This window comes from Bradyrhizobium sp. USDA 372 (assembly GCF_053629095.1).
Map to the genome: position 1 here is coordinate 7,102,632 of NZ_JBRJHR010000001.1, position 23,959 is coordinate 7,126,590.

The 23,959-nt window shown below is 63.3% G+C and carries 23 protein-coding genes; 17 read left to right on the top strand and 6 right to left on the bottom strand.

Features of this window, described 5'->3' with window-relative positions:
- Positions 1 to 39: 39 nt before the first annotated feature.
- The 8 genes from AB7M16_RS33140 to AB7M16_RS33175 all read left to right on the top strand — a co-directional run bounded on the left by AB7M16_RS33140 (position 40) and on the right by AB7M16_RS33175 (position 10,142).
- The gene (locus AB7M16_RS33140; RefSeq protein ID WP_172784338.1) at positions 40 to 990 is read left to right on the top strand and encodes an ABC transporter permease; all 951 of its coding nucleotides are present in this window, start codon (positions 40 to 42) and stop codon (positions 988 to 990) included.
- On the top strand, positions 987 to 1,874 hold the full coding sequence (locus tag AB7M16_RS33145; protein WP_439400908.1) for an ABC transporter permease subunit: 888 nt from the start codon (positions 987 to 989) through the stop codon (positions 1,872 to 1,874). Before AB7M16_RS33140 ends, AB7M16_RS33145 begins: the two co-directional genes overlap by 4 nt.
- Before the next feature lie 2 nt (positions 1,875 to 1,876).
- On the top strand, positions 1,877 to 2,890 hold the full coding sequence (locus tag AB7M16_RS33150; RefSeq protein WP_453946524.1) for an ABC transporter ATP-binding protein: 1,014 nt from the start codon (positions 1,877 to 1,879) through the stop codon (positions 2,888 to 2,890).
- Positions 2,887 to 3,891, top strand: a complete 1,005-nt coding sequence (locus tag AB7M16_RS33155; protein ID WP_172784341.1) for an ABC transporter ATP-binding protein — start codon at positions 2,887 to 2,889, stop codon at positions 3,889 to 3,891. The genes AB7M16_RS33150 and AB7M16_RS33155 overlap by 4 nt, the downstream gene beginning before the upstream one ends.
- Before the next feature lie 56 nt (positions 3,892 to 3,947).
- Positions 3,948 to 5,444, top strand: coding sequence for an ABC transporter substrate-binding protein (locus AB7M16_RS33160; protein WP_453946525.1), 1,497 nt, complete (start codon positions 3,948 to 3,950; stop codon positions 5,442 to 5,444).
- Between the two features lie 231 nt (positions 5,445 to 5,675).
- Positions 5,676 to 7,331, top strand: a complete 1,656-nt coding sequence (locus AB7M16_RS33165) for an amidase family protein (protein WP_453946526.1) — start codon at positions 5,676 to 5,678, stop codon at positions 7,329 to 7,331.
- A gap of 189 nt (positions 7,332 to 7,520) precedes the next feature.
- The gene (locus tag AB7M16_RS33170) at positions 7,521 to 8,522 is read left to right on the top strand and encodes an NAD(P)H-dependent flavin oxidoreductase (RefSeq protein WP_453947292.1); all 1,002 of its coding nucleotides are present in this window, start codon (positions 7,521 to 7,523) and stop codon (positions 8,520 to 8,522) included.
- 174 nt (positions 8,523 to 8,696) lie between these two features.
- Positions 8,697 to 10,142 (top strand): IS1182 family transposase, encoded by a 1,446-nt coding sequence (locus AB7M16_RS33175; RefSeq protein ID WP_453942833.1) that lies wholly within the window; start codon positions 8,697 to 8,699, stop codon positions 10,140 to 10,142.
- Positions 10,143 to 10,887: 745 nt separating this feature from the next.
- On the opposite strand, the gene AB7M16_RS33180 is transcribed toward AB7M16_RS33175, so the two are convergent.
- The gene (locus AB7M16_RS33180; protein WP_172784347.1) at positions 10,888 to 11,076 is read right to left on the bottom strand and encodes a hypothetical protein; all 189 of its coding nucleotides are present in this window, start codon (positions 11,074 to 11,076) and stop codon (positions 10,888 to 10,890) included.
- Positions 11,077 to 11,365: 289 nt separating this feature from the next.
- Here AB7M16_RS33180 and AB7M16_RS33185 point away from each other — a divergent pair, with 289 nt between their 5' ends.
- From AB7M16_RS33185 to AB7M16_RS33195, 3 genes are all read left to right on the top strand, one after another.
- Positions 11,366 to 11,896, top strand: a complete 531-nt coding sequence (locus AB7M16_RS33185; RefSeq protein WP_453946527.1) for a hypothetical protein — start codon at positions 11,366 to 11,368, stop codon at positions 11,894 to 11,896.
- 282 nt (positions 11,897 to 12,178) lie between these two features.
- Positions 12,179 to 13,117 carry an ABC transporter substrate-binding protein gene (locus AB7M16_RS33190; protein ID WP_453946528.1) on the top strand — a complete coding sequence of 313 codons (939 nt, stop codon included), beginning with the start codon at positions 12,179 to 12,181 and terminating at the stop codon, positions 13,115 to 13,117.
- 225 nt (positions 13,118 to 13,342) lie between these two features.
- Positions 13,343 to 14,323: an ABC transporter substrate-binding protein gene (locus tag AB7M16_RS33195; RefSeq protein ID WP_453946529.1), complete on the top strand. Its 981-nt coding sequence runs from the start codon at positions 13,343 to 13,345 to the stop codon at positions 14,321 to 14,323.
- A 151-nt stretch (positions 14,324 to 14,474) separates the two neighbouring features.
- On the opposite strand, the gene AB7M16_RS33200 is transcribed toward AB7M16_RS33195, so the two are convergent.
- The gene (locus tag AB7M16_RS33200; RefSeq protein ID WP_453946530.1) at positions 14,475 to 15,371 is read right to left on the bottom strand and encodes a LysR family transcriptional regulator; all 897 of its coding nucleotides are present in this window, start codon (positions 15,369 to 15,371) and stop codon (positions 14,475 to 14,477) included.
- Between the two features lie 93 nt (positions 15,372 to 15,464).
- On the opposite strand from AB7M16_RS33200, the gene styA reads away from it, so the two are divergent.
- The 3 genes from styA (at position 15,465) to AB7M16_RS33215 (ending at position 17,615) form a co-directional block, all read left to right on the top strand.
- Positions 15,465 to 16,715 (top strand): styrene monooxygenase subunit StyA, encoded by a 1,251-nt coding sequence (gene styA / locus AB7M16_RS33205; RefSeq protein ID WP_453946531.1) that lies wholly within the window; start codon positions 15,465 to 15,467, stop codon positions 16,713 to 16,715.
- Positions 16,716 to 16,785: 70 nt separating this feature from the next.
- On the top strand, positions 16,786 to 17,088 hold the full coding sequence (locus AB7M16_RS33210; protein WP_453946532.1) for an EthD family reductase: 303 nt from the start codon (positions 16,786 to 16,788) through the stop codon (positions 17,086 to 17,088).
- Positions 17,088 to 17,615, top strand: coding sequence for a flavin reductase family protein (locus tag AB7M16_RS33215; RefSeq protein ID WP_453946533.1), 528 nt, complete (start codon positions 17,088 to 17,090; stop codon positions 17,613 to 17,615). Before AB7M16_RS33210 ends, AB7M16_RS33215 begins: the two co-directional genes overlap by 1 nt.
- A 215-nt stretch (positions 17,616 to 17,830) precedes the next feature.
- Here AB7M16_RS33215 and AB7M16_RS33220 read toward each other — a convergent pair whose 3' ends face one another.
- Positions 17,831 to 18,742, bottom strand: coding sequence for an arginase family protein (locus AB7M16_RS33220; protein ID WP_453946534.1), 912 nt, complete (start codon positions 18,740 to 18,742; stop codon positions 17,831 to 17,833).
- Between the two features lie 219 nt (positions 18,743 to 18,961).
- On the opposite strand from AB7M16_RS33220, the gene AB7M16_RS33225 reads away from it, so the two are divergent.
- Positions 18,962 to 19,936, top strand: a complete 975-nt coding sequence (locus AB7M16_RS33225) for a magnesium transporter CorA family protein (protein WP_172784355.1) — start codon at positions 18,962 to 18,964, stop codon at positions 19,934 to 19,936.
- Between the two features lie 36 nt (positions 19,937 to 19,972).
- Here AB7M16_RS33225 and AB7M16_RS33230 read toward each other — a convergent pair whose 3' ends face one another.
- Together AB7M16_RS33230 and AB7M16_RS33235 are read right to left on the bottom strand one after the other, a co-directional pair.
- Positions 19,973 to 20,599 carry an alpha/beta hydrolase gene (locus AB7M16_RS33230; protein WP_453946535.1) on the bottom strand — a complete coding sequence of 209 codons (627 nt, stop codon included), beginning with the start codon at positions 20,597 to 20,599 and terminating at the stop codon, positions 19,973 to 19,975.
- Complete coding sequence (locus AB7M16_RS33235; RefSeq protein WP_453946536.1) at positions 20,596 to 21,534, bottom strand: ring-cleaving dioxygenase; 939 nt, start codon at positions 21,532 to 21,534, stop codon at positions 20,596 to 20,598. Before AB7M16_RS33235 ends, AB7M16_RS33230 begins: the two co-directional genes overlap by 4 nt.
- Before the next feature lie 128 nt (positions 21,535 to 21,662).
- Here AB7M16_RS33235 and AB7M16_RS33240 point away from each other — a divergent pair, with 128 nt between their 5' ends.
- Both AB7M16_RS33240 and AB7M16_RS33245 read left to right on the top strand, forming a co-directional pair.
- Positions 21,663 to 22,586, top strand: coding sequence for a LysR substrate-binding domain-containing protein (locus tag AB7M16_RS33240; RefSeq protein WP_453946537.1), 924 nt, complete (start codon positions 21,663 to 21,665; stop codon positions 22,584 to 22,586).
- A gap of 354 nt (positions 22,587 to 22,940) precedes the next feature.
- Positions 22,941 to 23,417: a hypothetical protein gene (locus tag AB7M16_RS33245; protein WP_453946538.1), complete on the top strand. Its 477-nt coding sequence runs from the start codon at positions 22,941 to 22,943 to the stop codon at positions 23,415 to 23,417.
- A gap of 193 nt (positions 23,418 to 23,610) precedes the next feature.
- Here the strand turns inward: AB7M16_RS33245 and AB7M16_RS33250 are convergent, their stop codons facing one another.
- Positions 23,611 to 23,781: a hypothetical protein gene (locus AB7M16_RS33250; RefSeq protein ID WP_212256831.1), complete on the bottom strand. Its 171-nt coding sequence runs from the start codon at positions 23,779 to 23,781 to the stop codon at positions 23,611 to 23,613.
- Positions 23,782 to 23,959: the final 178 nt, after the last annotated feature.

Consider the following 23,959-nt stretch of genomic DNA (forward strand, 5'->3'; position numbering starts at 1 on the left):
GTTGATCGTGGCGTTGGTGAGCCCTGAAGCCGAGCGCGCATGAGCGTCTTTGTCCTCCGACGTCTGTTGACCCTGCTGGCGACGCTGGTCGGCGCGTCGCTGATCATCTTCCTGGTGCTCGACGCGCTGCCCGGCAACGCGGCGCAAATGCTGATGGGCGCCGACGCTTCGCCGGACGCGGTCCGCGCGCTCACCGTCAAGCTCGGGCTCGACCAGCCGCTGGCCGTTCGCTACGTACAATGGATCAAGGGCCTCCTCGTCGGCGATCTCGGCAATTCCTACGTCTACGGCACCCCGGTCGCCAGCCTGATCGCGGAGCGGCTGGTGCTGACCATTCCGCTCGCGATCATGGCGATGACGATCACGGTGACGCTGGCGCTCTCCGCCGGCATCTACACCGCCGCCAATCACAACAAGCTCGGCGACGTCGGCGTGATGTCGCTGACGCAAGTTGGCATCGCGCTGCCGAACTTCTGGTTCGCGATTCTCCTGGTGCTGTTGTTCTCGGTGCGGCTGCAATGGCTCTCGGCAGGCGGCTTCGCCGGCTGGGAGGACGGCATCTGGCCGGGGATCAAGTCGCTGCTGCTGCCGGCGATCTCGCTCGCGGTGGTGCAGGCCGCGATCCTCGCGCGCGTCACGCGCTCGGCCGTGCTCGAAGTGCTGCGCGAAGACTTCGTCCGCACCGCGCGCGCAAAGGGCCTCGGCAAGCGCGAGGTGCTGTGGAGCCACGTGCTGCGCAATGCCATGATCCCCGTGATGACCGTGATGGGGCTGCAATTCGCCAATCTGCTCGCCGGCACCATCGTGATCGAGAACGTGTTCTACCTGCCGGGCCTCGGCCGCCTGATCTTCCAGTCGATCGCCAACCGCGACCTGATCGTGGTGCGCAATTGCGTGATGCTGCTCGCCGCGATGGTCGTGATCGTCAACTTCGTGGTCGATGTGCTCTATGCCTTCATCGATCCCCGCATCAAGGTGCACGACCTGTGAGCGCGCCCATCACCATCGACGCGCCCGTCGCAACGCGTCCGCTGCCGGCGCGCACGTTCTGGCGCCGCGCGCTGCGCCACCGCAGCTTCGTCCTCGGTGGCGCGCTCAGCCTTCTGGTGCTGGCTTCGGCATTGGTGTCGCTGGTATGGACGCCGTGGTCGCCCTATGAGATCGATATCGCCGCAAAGCTCCGCCCGCCCTCGGCGGCGCATTGGCTCGGCACCGATTCCTTCGGCCGCGACATCGTCTCGCTGCTGCTTGCCGGCGCCCGATCCACCATCATGGTCGGTGTCATCGCCGTCAGCATCGGTCTCACCTTCGGCGTCACGCTGGGCCTGATCGCCTCGGCCCGGCGCGGCTGGACGGAGGAGATCATCATGCGCTTCTCCGATTTCACCTTCGCCTTTCCGGCTGTGCTGTCCGCGATCATGCTCGCCGCCGTGGTGGGGCCGGGCATGGTGACCTCGATCGTCGCGATCGGCATCTTTCAGATCCCGACGTTGACTCGGCTGACGCGCGGCTCGGCCAATGCGATCTGGGCGCGCGAATTCGTGCTTGCGGCACGCGCGGCGGGCAAGGGGCGCTTCCGCATCACCATCGAGCATGTGCTGCCGAATATTCTGTCGATCCTGATCGTGCAGGTTACCATCCAGTTCGCGCTCGCCATTCTCGCCGAGGCCGCTTTGTCCTATCTCGGCCTCGGCACGCAGCCGCCACAGCCGTCCTGGGGGCGGATGTTGAACGATGCACAGACGCTGCTGTTCCAGTCGCCGATGCTCGCGGTCTATCCGGGCGCCGCGATCGCAATCTCCGTGCTCGGCCTCAACCTGCTCGGCGACGGACTGCGCGACCTGCTCGATCCCCGGCTGGCGCGGGAGCGATGACGATGGCCGAGCGCGCCAACATGCCGCTGATCGAAGTCGACAATCTCGGCGTTCGCCTCAACACCAGCCGTGGGCCGGCGCAGGCCGTGCGCGGTGTCAGCTTTGCGCTGAAGCGCGGCGAGACGCTTGGGCTCGTCGGCGAGTCCGGCTGCGGCAAGTCGGTCACGGCGTTGTCGTTGATGGGGCTGCTGCCGGACAGTGCCGTCGTCACCGGCAGCATCAAGCTGGACGGCGACGAGCTCGTCGGACTTGCGGATGCCGATTACTGCCGCCTGCGCGGCAACCGCACCAGCATGATCTTCCAGGAGCCGATGACTGCGCTCAACCCGATGCACACGATCGGCAACCAGGTCGCCGAGCCGCTGCGGCGTCATAAGAAATATTCGGCGGCGCAGGCGCGCAAAGAGGCGATCGCCTTGCTCGACCGCGTCGGGCTGCCTGACCCCGCACGTCGTGTCGATGCCTATCCGCACCAGTTCTCCGGCGGCCAGCGTCAGCGCATCACCATCGCGATGGCGCTTGCCTGCGAGCCGGACCTGTTGATCGCGGACGAGCCGACCACCGCGCTCGACGTCACCATCCAGGGTCAGATCCTGGATCTCATCGACGACCTCGTCGAGGAGCGCGGCATGTCGATGATCCTGATCTCGCACGATCTCGGCGTCATCGCCGAGAACGTCCAGCGCATGATGGTGATGTATGGCGGCACCGTCGTCGAGAGCGGGCCGACCAACGAAGTCTTCCGTCGCATGGGCCATCCCTACACGCAGGGCCTGTTCCGTGCCCGGCCCAAGCTCGGCGCGCGCAAGGGGACGCGGCTGAAGACGATCTCGGGCACGGTGCCGGAACTCGCCGATCTGCCGTCCGGCTGCACCTTCTCCGATCGCTGTCCGCTCGTGATCGACCAGTGCCGCGCCGCGCTGCCGCCGATGGTGGGTGTCGGACCCGGCCATTTTGCGCGCTGCATCCGAACGGACGTGTCGATGGCCGAACGCGTCGGAGCGCTGACCGCATGAGCACCGCGCCGCTTCTCGACGTCCGGGATCTCGAACAGCGCTACACGCTGCCGCGCGAGAGCCTGTTCCGACCGCCGGGGCAGGTGCGCGCGCTCAACGGTGTCAGCGTGCAGGTCCAGGCCGGCAAGAGCCTCGGCATCGTTGGCGAGTCCGGCTCCGGCAAATCCACCTTCGCGCGCGTCGTGATGGCGCTGGAGCGGCCTACTTCAGGGCAGGTCGCGCTGCTCGGGCGTGATCTCAATCGCCTGCCGGCCGACGAGCTGCGCCGCGCCCGGCGCGATTTCCAGATGGTGTTCCAGGACCCCTATGGCTCGCTCGATCCGCGCCAGACCATCGCACGGATCGTCGCCGAGCCGCTGACCGTGCTGGAAGGTGCCGTCCGCACCACGTTCCGCGACCGCGTCGCAGCGGTGTTGCGCCAGGTCGGCTTGCGCGATGCGGACATGGAAAAATATCCGCACGAATTCTCCGGCGGCCAGCGCCAGCGCATCGCCATTGCGCGTGCGCTGATCACCCAGCCGAAGCTGATCGTCGCCGACGAGCCGGTCTCCGCGCTCGACGTCTCCGTGCAGGCCCAGGTGCTGAACCTGATGCAGGACCTCCAGGAGCAGTTCGGCCTGAGCTACATCCTGATCAGCCACGACCTCGCCGTCGTCGACTATCTCTGCGACGAGGTCGCGGTGATGTATCTCGGCCGCATCGTCGAGCAGGGCCGGCCAGAGGATCTGTTCGAGCGCGGTGCCCATCCCTATACGCGGGCGCTGCTGGATGCGGTGCCGCGGGCGCGTGCCGGGGGTGGCCGGCGCCGGCGCGGGGCCCAGGCGATCGCCTCGCAATCGGCCGCGACGGCCGGATGCCCCTATGCCGCGCGCTGCGCCCTTGCCGACCAGCATTGCCGCGAGGTTCCGCCTGCGTTACGCAAGGTGGGCGAGGGACACCTTGCCGCCTGCCACAAGGCCGAGGCCGTGATGGCGTTGCCGCAGGCGGCCATGGAAGGTTAGTGTCCGGGGCAGGATTGGCGTTAAGCTGGAAACAGGATTGGCCGGGGAGTTTGCGCATGTTCAGGAAACTATCGATCGTCGCCTTTGCCGCTGCGCTCGTCGCGGCGCCTTTGCCGGTGCTGGCGCAGAGCAAGAAGGACAGCGTCGTCATGGCGATGGCGCTGGAGCCGCCGGGGCTCGACCCCACCAACGCCGCCGCGGCCGCGATCGCCGAGGTCACGCTCTACAACATCTACGAGACCCTGACCAAGATCAACGAGGACGGCTCGGTCTCGCCGCTGCTGGCCGAGAGCTGGACCGCTTCGCCCGATCTGAAGACCTATACGTTCAAGCTGCGCAAGGGCGTCAAATTCCACAATGGCGAAGCGTTCGATTCCGCGGCGGTGAAGTTTTCGTTCGAGCGCAACGCGGCGCCGACCAGCACCAACAAGGACAAGAGCCTGTACCAGGCCTTCGAGAAGGTCGAGACGCCCGACGCCGACACCGTCGTGATCACCGTGAAATATTCCGAGCCGAACCTGCCGTTCCTGCTCGGGCAGGCGGGCGGCTCGATCGTCGAGCCGAAGAGCGCGGGTACCAATGTCACGCAGCCGGTCGGCACCGGACCGTACCAGCTTGGCGGCTGGGCCAAGGGCTCTTCGATCACGCTGAACAAATGGACCGACTACCGCAACGCCTCCGCGATCAAGCTGTCCAAGGTGACGATCCGCTTCATCTCCGATCCGGCGGCGCAGGTGGCGGCGCTGCTGTCGGGCGACGTCGATGCATTCCCGCGCGTCGCCGCGGCGCGCGCCTTGGCACAGTTCAAGGCCGATCCGCGCTTCAACGTCCAGGTCGGCGGCTCCCGGGCCAAGACCATCGTCGCGATCAACCACCGCAAGAAGCCGCTCGACGACGTCCGCGTCCGCCGCGCCATCCTTGCCGCGATCGACCGCAAGGCCATGATCGACGGCGCCGTCGACGGCTTCGGCACGCCGATCGGGAGCTTCTACGTGCCAGGCGCGCTCGGCTATGTCGACACCACCGGCATCAACCCCTACGATCCCGAGAAGGCCAAGAAGCTGCTCGCTGAAGCCGGCGTCACCACGCCCCTCGAATTGTCGCTCAAGCTGCCACCGCCGTCCTATGCGCGGCAGGGCGGGGAGATCGCCGCGGCCCAGCTCGCCAAGGTCGGCATCGTCGCCAAGATCGAGAACGTCGAATGGGCGCAATGGCTGTCGCAGGTGTTCGCCGGCAATGGTCCGCACAATTTCGATCTGACCATCGTCAGCCATGTCGAGCCGTTCGACCTCGTCAAGATCACCGAGTCGGACTACTACCTCGGTTACAACAACGAGGCCTTCAACGCGCTCTACAAGCAGATCGTCTCGACGCCGGACGAAGCCGCCCGTGCAAAGCTGCTCGGCGACGCCCAGCGCATGCTCGCCGCCGACGCGGTCTCCGCCTACCTGTACCAGCCGCAGCTCATCACCATCACAGCCAAGAAGCTGAAGGGCGTCTGGAAGGACGTGCCGCAATTCGAGAACGACTTCTCCACGTGGTATTGGGAGTAGGCGGCGTCCGTTTCCGTGTCCTCTCCACGCGTGGGAGAGGACACAGCTCCAAACCAAAACCTGAAAAACAACCCCGTGCACAGTAGCCGGGGTTAGTCATTTCAATGGTTTGCACGTCGCGCCTGTGCGATCGAGGCGGTGCGCCTGAAAGTTGACCCGTCGGGCAAAACACTGGCATGATGGCATCGTCGCGGTCTCGTGGTCAGGGACGCGCCGCAAGGCGAGACAGCCGTGAAGAAGCCATCCCGCCGCGATGACGGCATTGCCGCGGCGGCCGTCCGCGCCGAGGCGCCGATCTCCCCAAAGCTTGATCATGCAAGGCTCGATCATGCGTCGATGAGCGATATCGCTCATGCTTTGGCCAATGGGCATGTCACTGCCACGGCGCTGCTCAAAGCCTATCTCGCGCGCATCCAAGCCTACGACCGCGACGGGCCCAGGCTCAACGCGGTACGCACGCTCAATCCCGACGCGCTCGCGATCGCGGCCAGGCTCGACGGCGTCAAGTCGCCCAAGCGGCCGCTGGCCGGCATCCCGATCCTGGTGAAGGACAACATCGCGACCGGTGGCGAGCAGCCGACCACGGCGGGCTCGCTGGCGCTGGAAGGCGCGCATGCGCGGGACGATGCGACGCTCGTCAAGCTGCTGCGCGAGGCCGGTGCGGTGATCCTCGGCAAGGCGAACCTGACCGAATTTTCCAACATGATCGCGGTCGACATGCCCGCCGGCTATTCGTCGCTGGGCGGTCAGGTGAAGAACCCCTATGCGCCGGCGCTGGCCGACGATCACGGCATCCCCGTCGTGTCCTCGGGCGGCTCGAGCGCGGGTTCGGCGGTTGCAGTGGCGGCAGGTTTGTGCGCGGCCTCGATCGGCACGGAGACCTCGGGCTCGCTGCTGTTTCCCGCCAGCCAGAACGGCCTCGTCACCGTGAAGCCGACGGTCGGCCTGATCAGCCGTGCCGGCATCGTGCCGATCGCGCACAGCCAGGACACCGCCGGGCCGATGACGCGGACCGTGCGCGACGCGGCGCTGCTGCTGAACGTGCTGGCGGCCAAGGATCCGCTCGACCCGGCAACGCAAAAGCAGCGGCGGCCGGACGATTTCACCGACGGCCTTGCCGCCGACGCCATGAAACGTGCGCGCATCGGCGTGCCGAGCGACCCTGCCGACCCGTTGAATGATTGCTTTTACGGCAAGCTGCTGCCCAACAGGGTCAAGCTGATGGCCGAAGCGACCCAGGTGCTGGAGGATCTCGGCGCCGTCATCGTGCGTGCCAGCATGCCGACGCCCGGCTGGATCGGCGGGCCGGGCACGACCATGGCCGTGCTCAACCGCAATCCGCTGAGCGCCCACAAAGGCACGATCGCCCGACCGCCGGTCGTCTTCCTCTATGAAATGAAGCACGACCTCAATCTGTATCTGAAGGAGTGGGCGACCAACACCGACATCAAGACCATGACCGACATCGTCGCCTTCAACGAGGCGAATGCGGACAGGGCGCTGCGTTTCGGCCAGGACCACTTTCTCGCCGCGGAGATGACCAGGGGCGATCTCAGCGAGCGCGAGTACAAATCCGCACGCGCCATGGACCTGCTCTCGGCCAAGACGCGCGGCATGGATGCCTATATGAGCCGACACGAGCTCGACGCCGTCCTGTTCCCCGGCGCATACGGAGCCGCAATCGCCGCCAAGGCGGGTTATCCCAGCGTCATGGTGCCGGGCGGGTTCGTTTCGGGGACAGATGACGGCAAGGATACGCCCGACTATCCGTTCGGCGTCACCTTCGCAGGCCGCGCCTGGAGCGAGCACAAGCTGCTGCGCTTGGCCTACGCCTTTGAACAGGCCTCCGCCAAGCGCAAGCCGCCGCCCGGCCTGTCGGCGCTTTAGAGTGCACTGTGGGTGCGCCGCTCTGGCATGTGCTGACAAATCCGCTGTCTGTTCTCGCAGATGCAGCGGACGCGCCGTCCTGCCCTGGGGAGGGCGCTTTGTGACCTGAAGCGGAAGCCAGCCCTAGTCGGCGGGCGGCCCTTCATGCTTTGATTTGCTGTGCTCTGAAACTGGAGGACCACACTCGTGATGACGGCAGCGTGCACGCGTCTTGGGATCGAACTTCCTATCATTCAAGCCCCAATGGGCGGAGCGGTCGGTCCCGCTCTTGCTGCAGCAGTGAGCAATGCCGGTGGGCTGGGCACCTTGGCTTTATGGGGAGCGGACATAGAAACGTTGCGTCGGCAAATTCGCGAAACTCAAGCCCTTACAAGCAAGCCATTCGCCGTCAATTTAAACCTAGAGTTCGCGCAAGAAGAGCGCCTCGACGCTTGCCTGCAGGAGCGCGTGCCGATTATCTCCTTCTTCTGGCGCGAACCCTCGGCGCTTGTGGCCCGTGCGAAGGCGGGCGGCGCTGTCGTACTTCATACGGTTGGCACCGCCGAAGACGCGCGCCGAGCAGTAGAATGCGGGGTTGACATCGTCGTTGCACAAGGATGGGAGGCAGGTGGCCATGTGCGTGGGAAGGTCGCGACGATGGCACTTATACCCGCAGTGGTCGATGCTGTTGGCCGTGTCCCAGTCATAGCGGCGGGAGGCATTGCGGATGGTCGTGGACTTGCCGCTGCCTTGGCGCTCGGCGCTTCGGGGGTCTGGATCGGGACCCGTTTCCTCGCGAGCACTGAAGTGGAAATTCATCCGCATTATCGCGAGCGAATATTTCGAGCAACAGAAGACGATACCGTTTATCTCGAAGAGCTATTTGACATCGGATGGCCAAAGGCTCCTCACCGTGTATTGCGCAACAGCACTGTCGCGGCTTGGGAAGCCGCCGGGCGTCCAGTTTCGGGAAAGCGGCCGGGTGAGGGCGAGGTCGTCGCCACCTCGAAATCTCGTGGCCCAATCGTCCGTTATCGATCCTATACACCAGCAGCCGATGCCGAGGGTGACATCGATGCACTGTCGCTCTGGGCCGGGCAGAGCGTTGCGCTCGTCCATAAGACACAGCCTGCAGCGGAGATCGTGCAGGAGATTTTTGACGAAGCTCAGGCTGTCTTAGGTCGGCTAGCAACGCCCGTAAAGCCTCAGTGAATTGCCATGTCCGCTCCTAGCCCTTAGCCGAACCGGGCTGAGGCATTTGCTATGTCGGCTAAGGGAGCCAGAGCGGACGCGGGCTAGAGCTTGCCCGACCGCCGCTTGTGACCCTGGCTGTGTGAAAAGCCACGAGTCGGTTACGATTCCTCCGTTTTCTGATGGAGGATACGGATGGGACGCTTCGTTGAAGGCGCGGACAGATCCCAGCTGACGCTCTTGCCGGAATGCCTGGAGGATTGGGTAAGTGAGGACAACACGGTCCATGTGATCGATGCGTTCGTCGAAGCGCTCGACCTGCATGGACTGGGGTTTGAGCGTGTGATCGCCAAGGAGACGGGCCGGCCTTCCTATCATCCGGCAGTGCTTCTGAAGCTTTACATCTACGGTTATCTCAATCGGGTGCAATCCAGTCGCCGCCTGGAACGTGAGGCGTGCCGCAATATCGAGGTGATGTGGCTGATCGGCCGCCTGGCTCCCGATCACAAGACGATCGCCGATTTCCGGAAGGACAATGGTGCGGCGCTTCGGAAGGTTTGTGCGAAGTTCATTGCACTATGCCGGCAAATGGGCCTGTTGCAGACCTCAAGCGTCGCAATCGACGGCAGCAAGTTCAAGGCGGTGAACAACCGCGACCGCAACTTCACGCATGCCAAGATGGCGAGGCGGATGGCGCAGATCGAGGAAAGCGTCGGTCGATATCTGCGTCAACTCGATAGCGCCGATCGGCAGGAGCCATCGGAAGCGATCAGCATCAAGACGACGAGGATTAAGGAAAAGATCGCTCGGCTGAAGCAGGAGATGGGCCGCCTGGAAGTGCTCGATGCGCAGATGCGCAACACGCCGGATCAACAGATATCGCTCACCGATCCGGATGCCCGTTCGATGGCCACCAGTGGACGCGGATCAGGTGTCGTCGGCTACAATGTCCAGGTCGCGGTGGACACCGAACACCACCTGATTGTTACGCATGAGGTCATCAACGTCGGCAACGACCGTGGGCAGCTTGCTCGGATGTCGAAGCAAGCCAAAGAAGTGCTCGAAGTGGACAAACTGGAGGCGGTCGCCGACCGTGGCTACTTCGACGGAGAGGAGATATTGGCCTGCAAAGAGGCTGGCGTTGCAGTCACGCTGCCCAAGCCCATGACGTCGAACGCCAAGGCGGAGGGTCGGTTCGGCAAACAGGACTTCGCCTATCTACCTGACGAGGACGTCTACCGTTGCCCGTCCGGCCAGGTGCTGCCCTATCGCTATACCAACATCGAGCATGGAATGACGCTGCGCCGTTACTGGTCGACAGCAGCGTGCCAAGGCTGCGCAATCAAGAGCCAATGTACGCCGTCCAAGGAGCGCCGCATCACACGCTGGGAGCATGAGCATGTGGTCGAGGAGGTCCAGAGACGGCTCGATTCCGACCCCGACGCCATGCGGAGGCGGCGCGAGACGGTCGAGCATCCCTTCGGCACGATCAAGGCCCGTATGGGGGCGACCCACTTCCTGATGAAGCGCCTACGGAACGTCGCCGCCGAAATGGCGCTGCACGTTCTCGCCTATAACCTCACACGGGTGATGAACATCGTCGGCAAACCGCGCCTGATTGCAGCCATCCGCGCCGCCTGAAGCCCGGAAAGTACGTCCAAAAGCGCAATACCGCCTCGCGATACCCGCTTTGGCCGTCATTGGGCGATCCGACGCGAGAACCTCAGCCGCCTGCAGTGATTGGCGACCCACGGCCGCGTGCCGACCATCCGTTTGCACACAGCCAAGACCCGAAGCTGACCCAGGCCGGCTCTCCGGCGTGATCCTTATCGCTTTTGCTCACTAGGCTGAGGAAGCGACCTAACCGTTCCCTGGGTAGGAGCGGAACACTTGGACTGAACGTACATTAATCAGCATGAACGACCAATTCAGGAAATTTGGCGTCATGGGTATCGAGCGTATGCACTCGCCTCACTACTGGGAGATGCGAGCGGAGGAGTTTCGGGCGAAGGCGGACAACTGCGAGCATCCTGAGACAAGGAAAAGCTTGCGTAACGTCGCTAAGACCTATGAGGAGCTCGCGCGCCGGGCGGAGCAGGTCCGCACCCTGCGAGACGTAGCAGAGCAGCCAGTTAGGAACTCCGGCAACTAGTGCGGCACTGCTTGTCTCGCCCCGCGTTGGTGGGCAGAGGGGCCGCTCGCCGGATTGGCTATCTTGATGGTGCGACCATGTAGTTGCCGCTGTTCAAACGTGTGGCAGGGAAGCTTGCGCGATCATGGCCGGATTGAAGGGAAGAACCTGATCATTGACTACCGATCGCCTGTCGCGATTAGACCTACTCTCTGAGCGCCAGGTGCGAGACGCAGGCAAGGCTCGCCGATGCACCTACCTGTTAGACCAGTCCTGACGCTCTTGGATCGCGCGTTCCAACTTGGTGGCGAGCCCCAATAGGTTCGAGGAGAGATCAGCAAACAACTCCTTCTTCGACTGGTCGGCTGCGTGGCGTCTGCTGATAAGCGCGCACTCCTCCGCTTCGGTGAGGAGTTTTTCTAGGTGGGTTTGCATGTCGTGCATGGCTGTAGCCTTGCGGCACTAACGTGCTTGCGCCAGCGTGTCGCGGCACTGACGTCCCCCAATCTTCAATGAGCCGCCGGATTGGCCGTTCCTAAAGCGAATGTGGGTATTGGCCAATTCGGCTGCTTTTGAGTAGTTCCTGGATAGTTCCGTGTACGGAACGAAATAAAACCGTTGGCGTTGTCTTCTTCCTAGCTCCACTTTGTTCCATCACTGAGTGGTCCGAGACCTCTATCGGTGTGTGTGAACGCCAGTTGCGCTCCGCTTAACTTACCAATGGAGCAGCGCCATGATAGAGCGCCGTCGCTTCAAGCAGAGCCATTCTCTCGAAGAACGGCTTCGTCAGGAAGCCAATCGGCTGCGCGACGAGGCGAAGTCTCTGCCGCGCGGCCCCGAGCGCGAGCAACTTCCGCGGAAGGCCCGCCAGGCCGAAACCGGTTCGCATATGAGCGAGTGGTTGACCTCGCCCGGCAAACTCCGTCAGAAGGCGCGTACTGGTTTGGAAAACGCCAAGCGCTTTCGGGACAAGGCCGCCGAAGCTTTACAGATGGCCGATCAAGTCGGCAATGAGTCTAGGCGCGAAACATTACAACATATCGCCAAGAGCTATAGCTCGGTCGCACAAGGTCTAGAAGATATCGCAAGTTCGGATGCCTATTCCAGCGGAATGAGACCTCCAATGTGCTCTGGGTGCGGGACTATCATGAAGTGGTCCCGCTCCCAATTGGTGAAAGATGGTCCGACAATGCGTCACGTCTTTCTTTGCGTCGCGTGTGGAAGTAGTATCGAGACTGAAGCCGACATTGAGGGGTCGCGCTGACGGCGGGTCATTCCACCAGCACTTCCGCTGTTGGCCGCTAGCTGACTTCTATCTCAAAATCGGAATGTCGGCTGTTCGGCCGAAACCCGACCAAGGTCGGGGAGCGCGGCGATACCCGCTTGTGAACAATGCGGACATTCGCTAGCAGGATCTAGAGCCGGTTGTTTGCCCATTCTTGCTCGCCGTCTTGCCACAAAGTGGTAGGCTGCAGGCGCCAATGATGTGGTTCCTAGCGGGGGCTCAATGAGGCGGCGGGAGTTCATCCTGGTGTTGGGAGCCGCGGTGGCCTTGCCGGCGACCGGCCTTGCGCAACAGAAGAAGGTCTTTCGCATCGGCTATTTAAGCGCCCCCACCCGGGAATCAGTCCAGCGTCCGCTCCAGGCGTTCTTGCGGAGGCTGCGCGAACTGGGTTGGGTTGAAGGCGAGAACTTCATCATTGAATATCGATGGGCTGAGGGAAACATCGACTGGTTGCCCGAGCTTGCAAGGGAGCTGGTGGCGCTCAACGTAGACCTGATCGTTGCACCGGCCACCTCAGCGGTCTTGGCGGCAAAAAACGCGACCGGCCGTATTCCGATCGTCATGACTTTCCCGAGCGATCCCGTGAAGCTGGGACTCATTTCCAGCCTTAACGAGCCCGGTGGAAACGTCACCGGGACGACCGCCTCGGTAGGCATGGAAATTATCGGCAAACTTCTGGAAATTCTGAAGCAGGCCGCCCCTCACATCACCGCAGTTGCGGTCCTTGGCAACCCGGCCGACGTGGGTCTTGCATTACAGATGGAGGAGCTTCAGATCGCCGCGCACTCGTTGAACATTCGCCTTCAATTGTTCGAAGCGCGAGGTCCTGAAGAGTTTGATCATGCGTTTGCCGAGATGGCGCGGGCCCGCATGGATGGCCTTGCAATTATGACATCTCCTTTCACGCCCCATCGCGCCAAACTCGCCGAACTTGCGATAGCGGCGCGATTGCCGGTCATAACCTTCCTCCGGGAGTTCACTGAGGCCGGCACCCTGATGAGCTATGGGGTGAACATGTCCGATTTCATCGGGCGTGCTGCGGTCTATGTGGACCGCATTCTCAAAGGCGCACGCCCCGCCGAACTCCCGGTGGAGCAGCCCACAAAGTTCGAACTGATGATCAACCTAAGGACCGCGAAAGCGATCGGCCTCTCCGTGCCGCCGGGGCTGCTTGCCCGCGCTGATGAGGTGATCGAATAGGGTCGCAATTGCTGCAGCGCATGAGTCCGCTGTTGGCCCATCGGCGAAGTGGTGGCACCTCGCCAGGAGGTCCGCTCACCGAGGCATAGCGGACCAGATTTGCTCACGTTTGAGTTCTTCGCACTTTGACCCAACTCGGACATCGGACCGCGGCGAAGCCGGTTTCATCCCTACCAAAACGCTGGCCTCAGTCATATGATGCCGTCGTCCGCGGTTGAGGTAGGTATGAGGCGCCGGGATTTGCTTGGTGCTCTTGCTGGTCTGGTGGCCGTGCGGCCGGTAACGGGCCGCGCGCAGCAATCCCCTCGATTGCCAACCATCGGGTTCTTGGGTCAGAGCACCCCTTCGGTCGAGCGCCAACGGCTTGCTGCATTCTTGAAGCGACTGAGTGAACTCGGATGGATCGAGGGGCGAACCGTCGTGATTGAGTATGCGTGGGGCGAAGGAAACAGTGAACGCTTCGCTAAATTTGCGACGGATTTCGTTCGGCTTAGAGTCGATGTCATTGTAACCTCGGGGACCGCAAACGTTATCGCGGCGATGCAGGCAACCTCGGTTATTCCGATCGTGTTCGCGGTGGCGGGAGACCCAGTTGCAAACAAACTGGTTGCGAGTTTGGCGAAACCTGGCGGCAACGTCACGGGCCTCTCGACGGTAGCAACCGATCTTGCCGGCAAGCGCCTAGAACTTTTGCGCGAGGCCATTCCAAGTCTTCGGCGTTTGGCAGCTATTGGGAACATTGGCAATTCCTTGTCTGCACTGGAGCTTAGTGAGGTGCAAGCGGCGGCGGCGAGGCTTGGTCTTGAGACCGACATCCTCACAATTCGTCAAGCAGAGGACATCCCGTCTGCCTTCGAGGCGCTAAAAGGTGGTGCAGGGGCATTGTATATAGTTGCCGATCCGCTTGTGAATACCCACCGCGATCAGATCCAGACTTTAGCAATGGGAGCGCGACTGCCAACAATCTACAACGCCAGAGAGCACGTCGAAGCGGGTGGCCTCATGTCTTATGGGCCGAATTTTACGGATTTGTATCGCCGCGCTGCCGAATACGTCGACAGGATTTTGCGTGGAGCAAAACCCGCTAATCTTCCGGTGGAGCAGCCGGCCAAGTTCGACTTCGTCGTAAACTTGAGGACCGCCAAGGCCCTCGGCCTAGCTTTGCTGCCGTCGATGCTTGCCCGCGCCGATGAAGTGATCGAATAGAGCTGTTGGTTTGCTGCGGTGCATGAGTCCGTTCATGGCCCATCGCTTCCGTTAGGGCGTAGCGACGAGTTGTCCGGAAACCGGGGTAAACCGGAAGCGCCCGACCGCTGGGCAAATCGAATGAGCCAGTTTCTGTGGGTGCCGAAAGCGATCACCCGAGTGCAAAGACGTCCGCACGTTCGATGATCAGATCGCGGAACAGTCGCGCCCGGTGTGACATCCATTGCGGGTCGGGGTAGACGACATGCATGGGCAGCGGCGGCACGACGAAGTCGGGCAGCACATGGACGAGACGGCCGGCCGCGATGTGCTCGACGGTACACCAGTTCGGCAGCACGGCGACGCCGATCCCCTCCAATGCAGCCAACGTCATCACGTCCGCATCGTCGCAGGTCATCGCCGGCGCGATGTCCACGACGTAACGGCCGGTTTCGGATTCGAACGTCCACTGATTTTTCTGCGACAGGCGTGAGTAGGTGACGCAGGGCATGCGGCGCAGATGATCCGGCAGCGATGGCACCTGATGACGCGCGAGCAGCGCGGGCGCCGCCACCAGCCGGCGTTTGATGGTGCCCACCCGCCGCGCCACCAACGAACTCGAATTGAGGCTGCCAATCCGTATCGCGAGCTCGGTCCCGGTTTCGATGAGGTCGACGAACTGTTCCGTAAAGCTGACGTCCAGCCGGACATCGGGATAGCGGCGGGTGTATTCGGCGAAGATCTCACGGAAGAAGAAGCGGCCGAACGACGTCGGCACCGTCATCCGCAACGTCCCTGACGGATTGGCGATCCGGCTCTGCGTCGGAGCGCCGGCGCTCTCCAGCAGCGCGACGATGTCCTTGGCGTACTTCAACACGCGGTCGGCTTCCGGGGTCGGCCGCAGCTTGCGCGTGGTGCGCACGAACAGCCGGCAGCGAAACTCGGCTTCCAGCAGCGCGATCCGCTTGCTGATCGCCGGCTGCCCCAGACCGAGATCCTCGGCGGCCTGGGTGAAACTGCCTGCCTCCATGACTCGGATGAAGGTCTGCAGCGCCTCTATCCGGTCCATTCATTCCTCGCCGGAATTTATAATATTCTCACCATTCCATATACGGCATGGCTGGTCCGGTCTAGCTTTCCTGCGTTCAGGGGAGGAAGGCGAATGAGCAAATCGATCGGCATTCTCGGGGCCGGCATCGGCGGCCTGCATCTGGCACTCTACCTGCAGAAGCAGGGCATCGCGGCAACCGTGCTGACGGACCGCGCCCCGGAGCAGTATGCGGCGACACGGCTGATGAATACCGTCGCGCATCACAGCGTCACCATCGCGCGCGAGGACGAGCTCGGAGTGAACCACTGGGACGATCCCCAACTGGTCTATCACCATCACGATCATTACTTCAATTTCCCGGACGGCGGGCTCCTGTTCCGCGGTGCATTTCGGCGGCCGAGCCGCGCGGTGGATTATCGGATCTACCTGCCGGCACTGATGAAGGACTTCGAGGATCGCGGCGGTCGCATCGAATATGCCAGCATTCAGGATGACGACATTCCCGCACTGGTCTCGCGCTTCGACCTTCTCGTCGTCTCCACCGGCAAAGGCGCCCTCGGGCGCATGTTCGCTCACCGGCCCGAACTCTCTCCGTACAGTCGGCCACAGCGCCTGCTTTGCGTCGGCCTGTACGACGGCGTCGATCACGGCAGCCCGGAGGGCGACGATCCGCGCGGCGTCACCCTGTCCGTCTCGCCCGGCCATGGCGAGATGATCGTCATTCCCACGCTGACCTTCGGCGGCATGAAAACGGCGCTGTTGATGGAAAACATTCCCGGCGGCGACATGGCCGACCTGGTCTCGCTCAGTTACGATGCCAACCCGGCAGCATTCCGCCAGACCCTTCTGGACAAGCTGGAAAAGCATCATCCGCACACCTACGACCGGATCGACACGCACCGCTTCGGGCTGGCCCAACCTCTCGACCTGCTGCAAGGCGCGGTGGTGCCAACGGTGCGGCAGTCCTGGGTCGCTTTCGACGGCGACAAGCTTGCGGTTGCCTTGGGCGACGTTCACTCCGTCGTCGATCCCTTGATGGGCCAGGGCGCCAACATGGCCTCATATGCGGCCTTCGAACTCGGCAAGGCGATCGTCGAGGCGGTGGCATTCGATGCGCGCTTCGTCGAGGACGTCGACCGCGCACGCGAGAACCGCGTGCTTGCCGCTGCCCGCTGGACCAACATGATGCTGCAGCCGCCGTCGGAGGCCATGGGCCGGCTGATTTTCGCCATGTCGCAGGACCGGGAGCTTTGCGACGAGTTCACCGAGAACTTCAATTATCCGGAGCGCCAGTGGGATCGTCTGGCGAGCGACAAGCGCATCCACGCCTGGATCGAAAGCCGCGGCAGGATCGCCGCCTGACGGCGAACCGCCACACGGAAGCAGTCCTGCTCCCGGGCGGTTGGCTGAACCATGTCTGAGAGGAACGCCAATGCACTGCCTGACCGTTCTTTACCCGACGCCCGACGATCCAGCGGCCTTCAGGGGCTACTACGTCGACAAGCACGTACCCTTGGCAGCGACACTCCCCGGTCTGGTGCGTCACCATTACGCCTTCCCCCAACGCCTCGGACCGGGGGAGGCGCCTTTCTGCATCTTCCAGGCGTTCTTCCCCGACGCTGCTGCGATGGAGGCGGCGCTCGGCTCAAGCATCGGCCGGAAGGTCGCAGCCGACGTGCCGAACTATTCGCCCAAGGGGGCGACGCTCTGCCATTTCAAGATCGAAGGCGCGTAATGGGCCATCATGCCGAACCGGCCGGTTTTCGGGCAGCCGCATCGCGGTTCGCGACGGGCATTACGGTCGTCGCAACCGTCGACCAGGATGGCGCGCCGCTCGGCATGACCGCCAACAGCTTCACGACCATTTCAGCGAATCCGCCGACTGTGCTTGTCTCTCTCATGCACGGGCGGACGTGGCAGGCTGTGGCCAGGTCCGGCATCTATTCAGTCAATGTCCTGCATGCGGAAGACGCTGCGCTGTGCGCGCACTTTGCCGGAAGGCCTTTGTTGCGCGACGCACCGCCGCTCGTCCCGCGCCAAGGATTTTTCGTGCTCCCGCAGGCAATCGCGCAGTTCGCCTGCGATGTGGTCCAATCGATCGATATCGCTGACCACACGCTCTTCATCGGCGCGGTGCGCTGGTGCCGACACAATGAGGGAGCGCCTCTCGCGTTCTACGCCAGCCGTCTTCGAAGGGGCGTGGGGATGGAAATCTCTTCCGCGGATAGTGTTGCCTATCCCGGTGACGGATGGTGGACCTAGATTTATGTTGTTGCGCCAGGAGCATTTGAGAGCCTTCGCGGCCATCCTTCGAGACGCCCGCTTTGGCGGGCTCCTCAGGATGAGGACGGAGTGCGTGGCTGCAGTTCTAGCAGGCACCGACGCTGATGAGCCTCATCCTGAGGAGGCGCGTAAGCGCCGTCTCGAAGGACGAGGCGTGCGCACCGGTCGCCGCCACGATTCATATGCCGTAGCAGCTATACCTTCCGCCGCCGAACACAACCCAGCGCATTGCAGATGATCCGCGCGACCGCAATCGCTCCAAGATTCTGCACATCGCGCTCGGGAACGAATTCGACGACATCCAGGCCGACTATTCTGGACTTTGCCGCGACACCCCGTATGAGGTCGACCACGTCGAAATAGGACAGGCCGCCGGGCTGTGGGACGAGCACGCCCGGGATGACCGATGGATCGAGACCGTCGCAATCGATGGTCATCAGGCACTCGCCGTCATCCTCGATCGCGTCGAGCACGCTTGCGATCCCGTGATGCTGGACATGCCTCGCCGTAAAGATCTTCGCGCCCCAGGCCTTTGCATCATCGAATTCGGCACGACCGGAGCCGCCGACGCCGCGCAAGCCGACCTGCACGATGCGCTTGACCCAGGGTAGTTCGCTGGCGCGCCGCATCGTGCTGGAGAAGGTATAGCCCGATCCGTTTCGCTGATCCCGCCAATCAAGATGGGCGTCGATCTGCACGATCGTCAGTCCCTTGCTGCCCTGGAATGCCTCGAAGAAAGGGATGGGGACGGAGTCATCACCGCCCAGCAGGATCGGAACGGCGCCAACCGAAAGGACGGCTTGCGCGGCTGCTCTGATCGCATCACGGTTGCTCTCCGGCGTCATTGGGTCGGTCGGCACGTTTCCGCCGTCCAAGACCCTCGTTTTGCCCGGGTCGAGCAACTCGGCGTCCTGGTCGAAATCCCAACGGGTGAGATCGCTCTCGTAGTGACGCAGCGCGCGGCGGATGACGTCCGGCGCTTTTGCGGCATGGCTGGTCTGACCCGCAAGGTATGGGGTGGCATCCGACGCGCCGAACAGGATCGCGCCGGCCGCCGGCGGTGCGGTGGTCAAGTCGCAGGCCTCAACACCCAGGAAAGTCGTCATGTCGGGATGCACTACGCGTATCCATGGATCACCCGCGCGTCCTCAACGTGCATCGCTCGGCCGTGTTCCGGTCGGTATCTCCGATGTCCCCTGGAAGCATCGGTGAGCGGCGTGAATATTGCTGTCACGTAGAGGTCTTGAACGTTTGGAACTCTCATGCGTTAGCGGATGAGGGACATGCACCATCCGGCATGACGATGCGGCCACGGAGTTCGGTTCTTGCTCAGGCTTTACAGGTGGCCGTCCGACGACTGGCACGGCATCGGCGCGGAAATGCCCTCTGAGATCATCTGGGCCGATCTCCTGAACGGCACCGACGAGGAAAAGCAGTTCGTCGAGCGGCTGCTCGGCATCCGCATTCCCTCGGAAGACTCGCTCAGCGAGATCGAGGCGTCGAGCCGCCTGATCTTCGATCGCGGCACGCTCTATCTCAGCTCGCCGGCGGTGCGGGTCACGGAGGCCAACGAGGCCGAGATCACGCCGGTGGGCTTCGTCATCGGTCCGCACGTGCTGGTGACGGTGCGCTTTGCCGAGCTGCCGATCTTCGACGACATCGGCAAGCGCGTCGGCTCCGATGACAGCCTGGAGAACGGCATGTGCGTGTTCGTCAGCCTGCTCGAGGCCATGATCGATCGCGGCGCCGATGTCCTGGAGCATCTCGGCGCCAAGGTCGATCAGCTTTCGCGCGGGGTCTTCAAGGGCGGGCTGGTGCGCACCCAGCGCCCGGTGCGCTCCAGTCGCAGGATGCGGGAGGCCCTCGAGAATGTCGGCGAGCTGGCCGAGCGCCTCGCCAAGGCGCGCGATGTCCTGCTCGGGGTGGGCCGCATCGCCGCGTTTGCCGGCGACGTCGGCAGCGAGTGGATCACGGCGTCGTCGAAGAAGCGCCTCGAGGCCGTGTCCAAGGACGTCGTCTCGCTCAGCGACTACGAGACGCGACTATCGGACAAGATCCAGCTGCTGCTCGACGCCGTGCTCGGCTTCATCAACATCCAGCAGAACGAGCTGTTCAAGATCCTGACGATCGTGTCGGTCGTCGGCGTGCCGCCGACGATCATGGTCGGCATCTGGGGCATGAACTTCAAGCACATGCCCGAGCTGGACTGGAGCTTCGGCTATCCGCTGGCCTGGCTCGCGGTCATCGCCAGCGGCGTGCTGCCGCTGATCTGGTTCAAGCGGCGCGGCTGGTTCGAGTGATGGCAGCGGCGCATCGTTCGAACGATGCGCCGCCGCTCATGCGGCCTTGGCCTCGACGCTGCCGATCCAGTCGCGGGCGAGCGTCACGTCGGCCTGCGACAATTGGTGGCCCGCCGGCAGCACCTTGTGGGTGACGCTCGCACCTGCCTGCGACAGCAGCGCGGCGAGCCGCGCCGAATTGCTCGCCGGCACGATTGGATCAGCTTGGCCCGAAAGCAGCAGTATCGGCTTGTTGCCAAGATCAGCCTTGGGCGGATCGGACAACGGCACCATCGCGCGCAGCAGGATCGCGCCTGCAAGCGCGTCCGGCTGCAGCAGCAACAGCGCCGCCGCGATGTTGGCGCCGTTGGAGAACCCGACCGCGATCGGCGCGGCGAGGCCGTAGCGTTGCCGTGCCTCCGCGACGAAGTCGCCGAGCTCGTTCGCGCGACGGCGTACGTCCTCCTCGTCGAACACGCCTTCGGCGAGGCGGCGGAAGAAGCGCGGCATGCCGTGCTCGAGCACGCGGCCGCGTGGCGAGAGCAGGGCAGAGCCAGGCGAGATCATCTTGCCGAGGCCGAGCAGGTCGTTCTCGTCGCCGCCGGTGCCGTGCAACAGCAGCAGCGGAGGGGAGCCCGCGCTGGCCGCGGGCTCGAAACGATGGATGAATGCAGTCTCGGTCATGACACGGTCTCTTCCAGGCTAGGCAGCACGCCCTCGATCTGCTTGCGATGCTGCTCGAGGAAGCTCGGCAGCTTCAGGTCACGCCCCAGCGTCGCGACCGGCTCGTCGACGGCGAAACCAGGAATATCGGTCGCGATCTCGAACAGCACGCCGCCGGGCTCGCGGAAGTAGATCGAGCGGAAGTAGTTGCGGTCGCGCTGCTCGGTCGGGTGCAGGCCGTGATTGCTCACGAGCTTTTGCGCCATCCGGCCCTGCTCGGCATCATCGGCCGCGCGGAAGGCGATGTGGTGGACGGAGCCGCCGCCCTGGTGCCCGCGCAGGAAGCCCTTGGCTTCGTAGATGTCGACCACGCTGCCTTCGGCATCGCCCGGCGCCTTGAAGCGGATCACCGAGCCCTCGCGCCCGGTCTCCTTGAAGCCGAACACGTCGGCGAGGACGGCCGCCGTCTTCGCCGCGCTGTCGAGCAGCAGGGTCACGCCGTGGAAGCCGCGGATCGCATGCTCGGCCGGCACGTCGCCATTGCTCCAGCCCGGCTCGTTCTCGGCACCGGGGACGCCGACCAGCGCGAGCGCCATGCCATCAGGATCGGTGAACGGCAGCACGGACTCGCCAAAACGCTTCTCCAGCGCCTCATACGCGATGCCCTTCTCGGTGAAGCGCTGCGTCCAATAGCCGAGCGAGCGTTGCGGCACGCGAAAGGCGGTCTGGTGGGTCTCGCCGACGCCGCGGCGCCCGGCCGAGACGCCGGCCCACGGAAAGAAGGTCAGGATGGTGCCGGGGCGGCCGGTCTCGTCGCCGTAATAGAAGTGGTAGGTGCCGGGATCGTCGAAATTGACCGTCTTCTTGACGAAGCGCAGGCCGAGATCGCGGGTGTAGAAGCCGAAATTGCGGATGGGATCGCCGGCAATCGCGGTGACATGGTGAAGTCCAGACATTGTCGTCCTCCAGATTCGGGGAGCGGTCTTGCTCTGGCCGGAAATATCGTTCCGCTTTGGATTGGAGACAATCCATGCAAATATGACGGCTATGTCTACGATTTGGAAACAATCAGCGGGGCGACCCCTTGGATAAGCTCGGCAGCCTCCGGGCCTTCGTAAAGGTGGTGGAAAGCGGCAGCTTTGCCGAGGCCGGCCGGCAGCTGCGGCTGTCGCGCTCGGCGATCAGCAAGTACATCGCCGACCTCGAGGAGAGCCTCGGCGTCCAGCTCTTGAACCGCACCACAAGGCACGCGAGCCCGACCGAGAACGGCCAGCGCTATTTCGAGCGGGCGGTCGTGATCCTCTCGGAGATCGAGGCGGCGGACCAGGCGGTGACGCAGGCGCAATCGGCGCCGCGGGGGCTGCTCCGCGTCAACGCGCCGATGTCGTTCGGCACGATGCGGCTCGGGCCGGTGCTCGCCGATTTCATGGCGCTTTACCCGGAGCTTCAGCTCCAGATCGTGCTCAGCGACGATCTGCTCGATCCCGTGCAGGACGGCTTTGACGTGACGTTGCGGATCGCGGAGCTGGAATCGTCCAGCCTGATCGCGCGCAAGATCATGCCGGTGGCGCGCATGATCTGCGCCTCGCCGGATTACCTGGCGCGCCACGGCACGCCAAAACATCCGCAGGATCTGCGCGAGCATGCTTCGCTGACCTACGGCTTCCTGCTCACAGGCAATCAGTGGAAGCTCACAGGCAGCGACGGCGACCACTGGATCCAGCCGGCCTGGTCGCTCTGCGTCAACAACGCCGAGGTGCTGCGCGACGTCGCGATCAAGGGCCGGGGCCTGGCACTGCTGCCGGAGTTCATCGCCGCCGATGCGTTGCGGAAGGGCGAGCTGCGCACGGTGCTGGATGACTATTCCGCACCGCCGCTAGCGCTCTATGCGGTCTATCCGCCGACCCGGCACCTGTCAGTGAAGGTGCGGCTGCTCATCGATTTCCTGGTGGAGCGGTTTGGGCGGGACGTGGACGAAGCCGGCGGGCGCAAAGCGACGACCCGCTAGAGGGAAGAGGTCAGTGGTGTTGCCGCAAAGCGCGAGACGGGTCGAGCTTGGGCCAGATGCCAAAGAGCGCCTTCGAAGCAGGTTTTGATCAGCTCGATCATGTCGCCCGTGTCGACTCACTGAGAGTCCCGCATAGTTGGCTGGACACTATTATACCGCAGCGAAAACCTGAACTTTCTTCCGCTCGCTCGGACTCATACTTGTGTCCCGGCTTCGCGCCTTAGGACCAGAGAGCTTCAGCCGCTGCCGGGGCGTCGCCGAGGGCTCTCTTCCATGCCGCAGCGAAAAGCGGCGGCACGATGTGTAGCTCGTTGGCACTTCTCGACTTGATTTCAACAAGCGCAGGAGGAGCCTATGCGGAAGTCTCTCACCATTCTCCTTTCCGGACTGGCATTGGCGGTCGCGGCGTCACCCGCCTTAGCCGGCGAGCGGGTGCTTGAGTTCAAGCTGATCACGAAGCCGATCGACCTCAAGGTCATCGAGGCCGCAAACGTCGAAGGACAGACGGTTGTGTCTGGTAAGTTCTTTGGGGTTGCCGTCTTCAGCGATGGCCGCATCGGAGTGAAAGAGTTCGTGAATACTTCGGACCTGCTTAAAGGGTCGGGTCCCTTCTTCGGCTATAGCACTTACACGTTCGAGGAGGGCTCGATCACGGCGCGCTACACTGGTTCGGCCAAAGATGGAAAATCAACGGGCGAATACACGATCCTATCGGGCACAGGTGCTTATGCGAACGCCACGGGTACGGGAACAATCGAAAGCGCGCCGAACCCGTTCAAAGGCGTCAACCTGCTAAATATAAAGCTCGTCGTTAAAACGTCGGGCTCATGACAGCGCAATGGTCACAGGTTTCCGGCACGAAGGAAGTTGATTCCTCGTGTGGGTGTTGGCCCGGCCGGCGGCACATTGCTGGCCGGGCGACCCGCTCAAGACCGATTGGAGTCGGAAGATTGATCTTGTTGACCAGCTGACTGGAGACAGTCCGCAGCCCGTGCCTCAGCGCTGATCTGCTGCGGCGACGGTGTCACGGGCGGGCGCGGTCGCCCCACGGGTCTTGATCGTAGGCCTGCAGGATGCGGACAAAATCAGCCATGCTGGATTGATCTCGGTGTTCGGCTTCAGCCGCAACCTGAGCATCGGATGCAGGCTGGCTCCCTTGCCAAAACCGCGTGAGGAGATTGGCGATGTTTCTCATGGCGTACTCTCAGCAGCCAAGTGTGACGGTCGACGCCAGGGTCTCGAAGCAGCATGCTGCCGCTCGATCAGGAGAAAGGCCGGCGGGCGCTACGCCACCGGACTTGTCCTGCAACTGCCGGCTCGCGGGGCCGGTTCCGTTGCGTCTCATTCTGCGTTGGTAGATAGCAAGAGCACCT

Bases quoted from the DNA above. Each gene is read 5' to 3' on its own strand.
- AB7M16_RS33140 (WP_172784338.1), top strand. From the start codon at position 40: ATGAGCGTCTTTGTCCTCCGACGTCTGTTGACCCTGCTGGCGACGCTG.
- AB7M16_RS33150 (WP_453946524.1), top strand. From the start codon at position 1,877: ATGGCCGAGCGCGCCAACATGCCGCTGATCGAAGTCGACAATCTCGGC.
- AB7M16_RS33155 (WP_172784341.1), top strand. From the start codon at position 2,887: ATGAGCACCGCGCCGCTTCTCGACGTCCGGGATCTCGAACAGCGCTAC.
- AB7M16_RS33160 (WP_453946525.1), top strand. From the start codon at position 3,948: ATGTTCAGGAAACTATCGATCGTCGCCTTTGCCGCTGCGCTCGTCGCG.
- AB7M16_RS33170 (WP_453947292.1), top strand. From the start codon at position 7,521: ATGACGGCAGCGTGCACGCGTCTTGGGATCGAACTTCCTATCATTCAA.
- AB7M16_RS33175 (WP_453942833.1), top strand. From the start codon at position 8,697: ATGGGACGCTTCGTTGAAGGCGCGGACAGATCCCAGCTGACGCTCTTG.
- AB7M16_RS33180 (WP_172784347.1), bottom strand. From the start codon at position 11,076: ATGCACGACATGCAAACCCACCTAGAAAAACTCCTCACCGAAGCGGAG.
- AB7M16_RS33185 (WP_453946527.1), top strand. From the start codon at position 11,366: ATGATAGAGCGCCGTCGCTTCAAGCAGAGCCATTCTCTCGAAGAACGG.
- AB7M16_RS33195 (WP_453946529.1), top strand. From the start codon at position 13,343: ATGAGGCGCCGGGATTTGCTTGGTGCTCTTGCTGGTCTGGTGGCCGTG.
- AB7M16_RS33200 (WP_453946530.1), bottom strand. From the start codon at position 15,371: ATGGACCGGATAGAGGCGCTGCAGACCTTCATCCGAGTCATGGAGGCA.
- styA (WP_453946531.1), top strand. From the start codon at position 15,465: ATGAGCAAATCGATCGGCATTCTCGGGGCCGGCATCGGCGGCCTGCAT.
- AB7M16_RS33210 (WP_453946532.1), top strand. From the start codon at position 16,786: ATGCACTGCCTGACCGTTCTTTACCCGACGCCCGACGATCCAGCGGCC.
- AB7M16_RS33215 (WP_453946533.1), top strand. From the start codon at position 17,088: ATGGGCCATCATGCCGAACCGGCCGGTTTTCGGGCAGCCGCATCGCGG.
- AB7M16_RS33220 (WP_453946534.1), bottom strand. From the start codon at position 18,742: ATGACGACTTTCCTGGGTGTTGAGGCCTGCGACTTGACCACCGCACCG.
- AB7M16_RS33230 (WP_453946535.1), bottom strand. From the start codon at position 20,599: ATGACCGAGACTGCATTCATCCATCGTTTCGAGCCCGCGGCCAGCGCG.
- AB7M16_RS33235 (WP_453946536.1), bottom strand. From the start codon at position 21,534: ATGTCTGGACTTCACCATGTCACCGCGATTGCCGGCGATCCCATCCGC.
- AB7M16_RS33245 (WP_453946538.1), top strand. From the start codon at position 22,941: ATGCGGAAGTCTCTCACCATTCTCCTTTCCGGACTGGCATTGGCGGTC.
- AB7M16_RS33250 (WP_212256831.1), bottom strand. From the start codon at position 23,781: ATGAGAAACATCGCCAATCTCCTCACGCGGTTTTGGCAAGGGAGCCAG.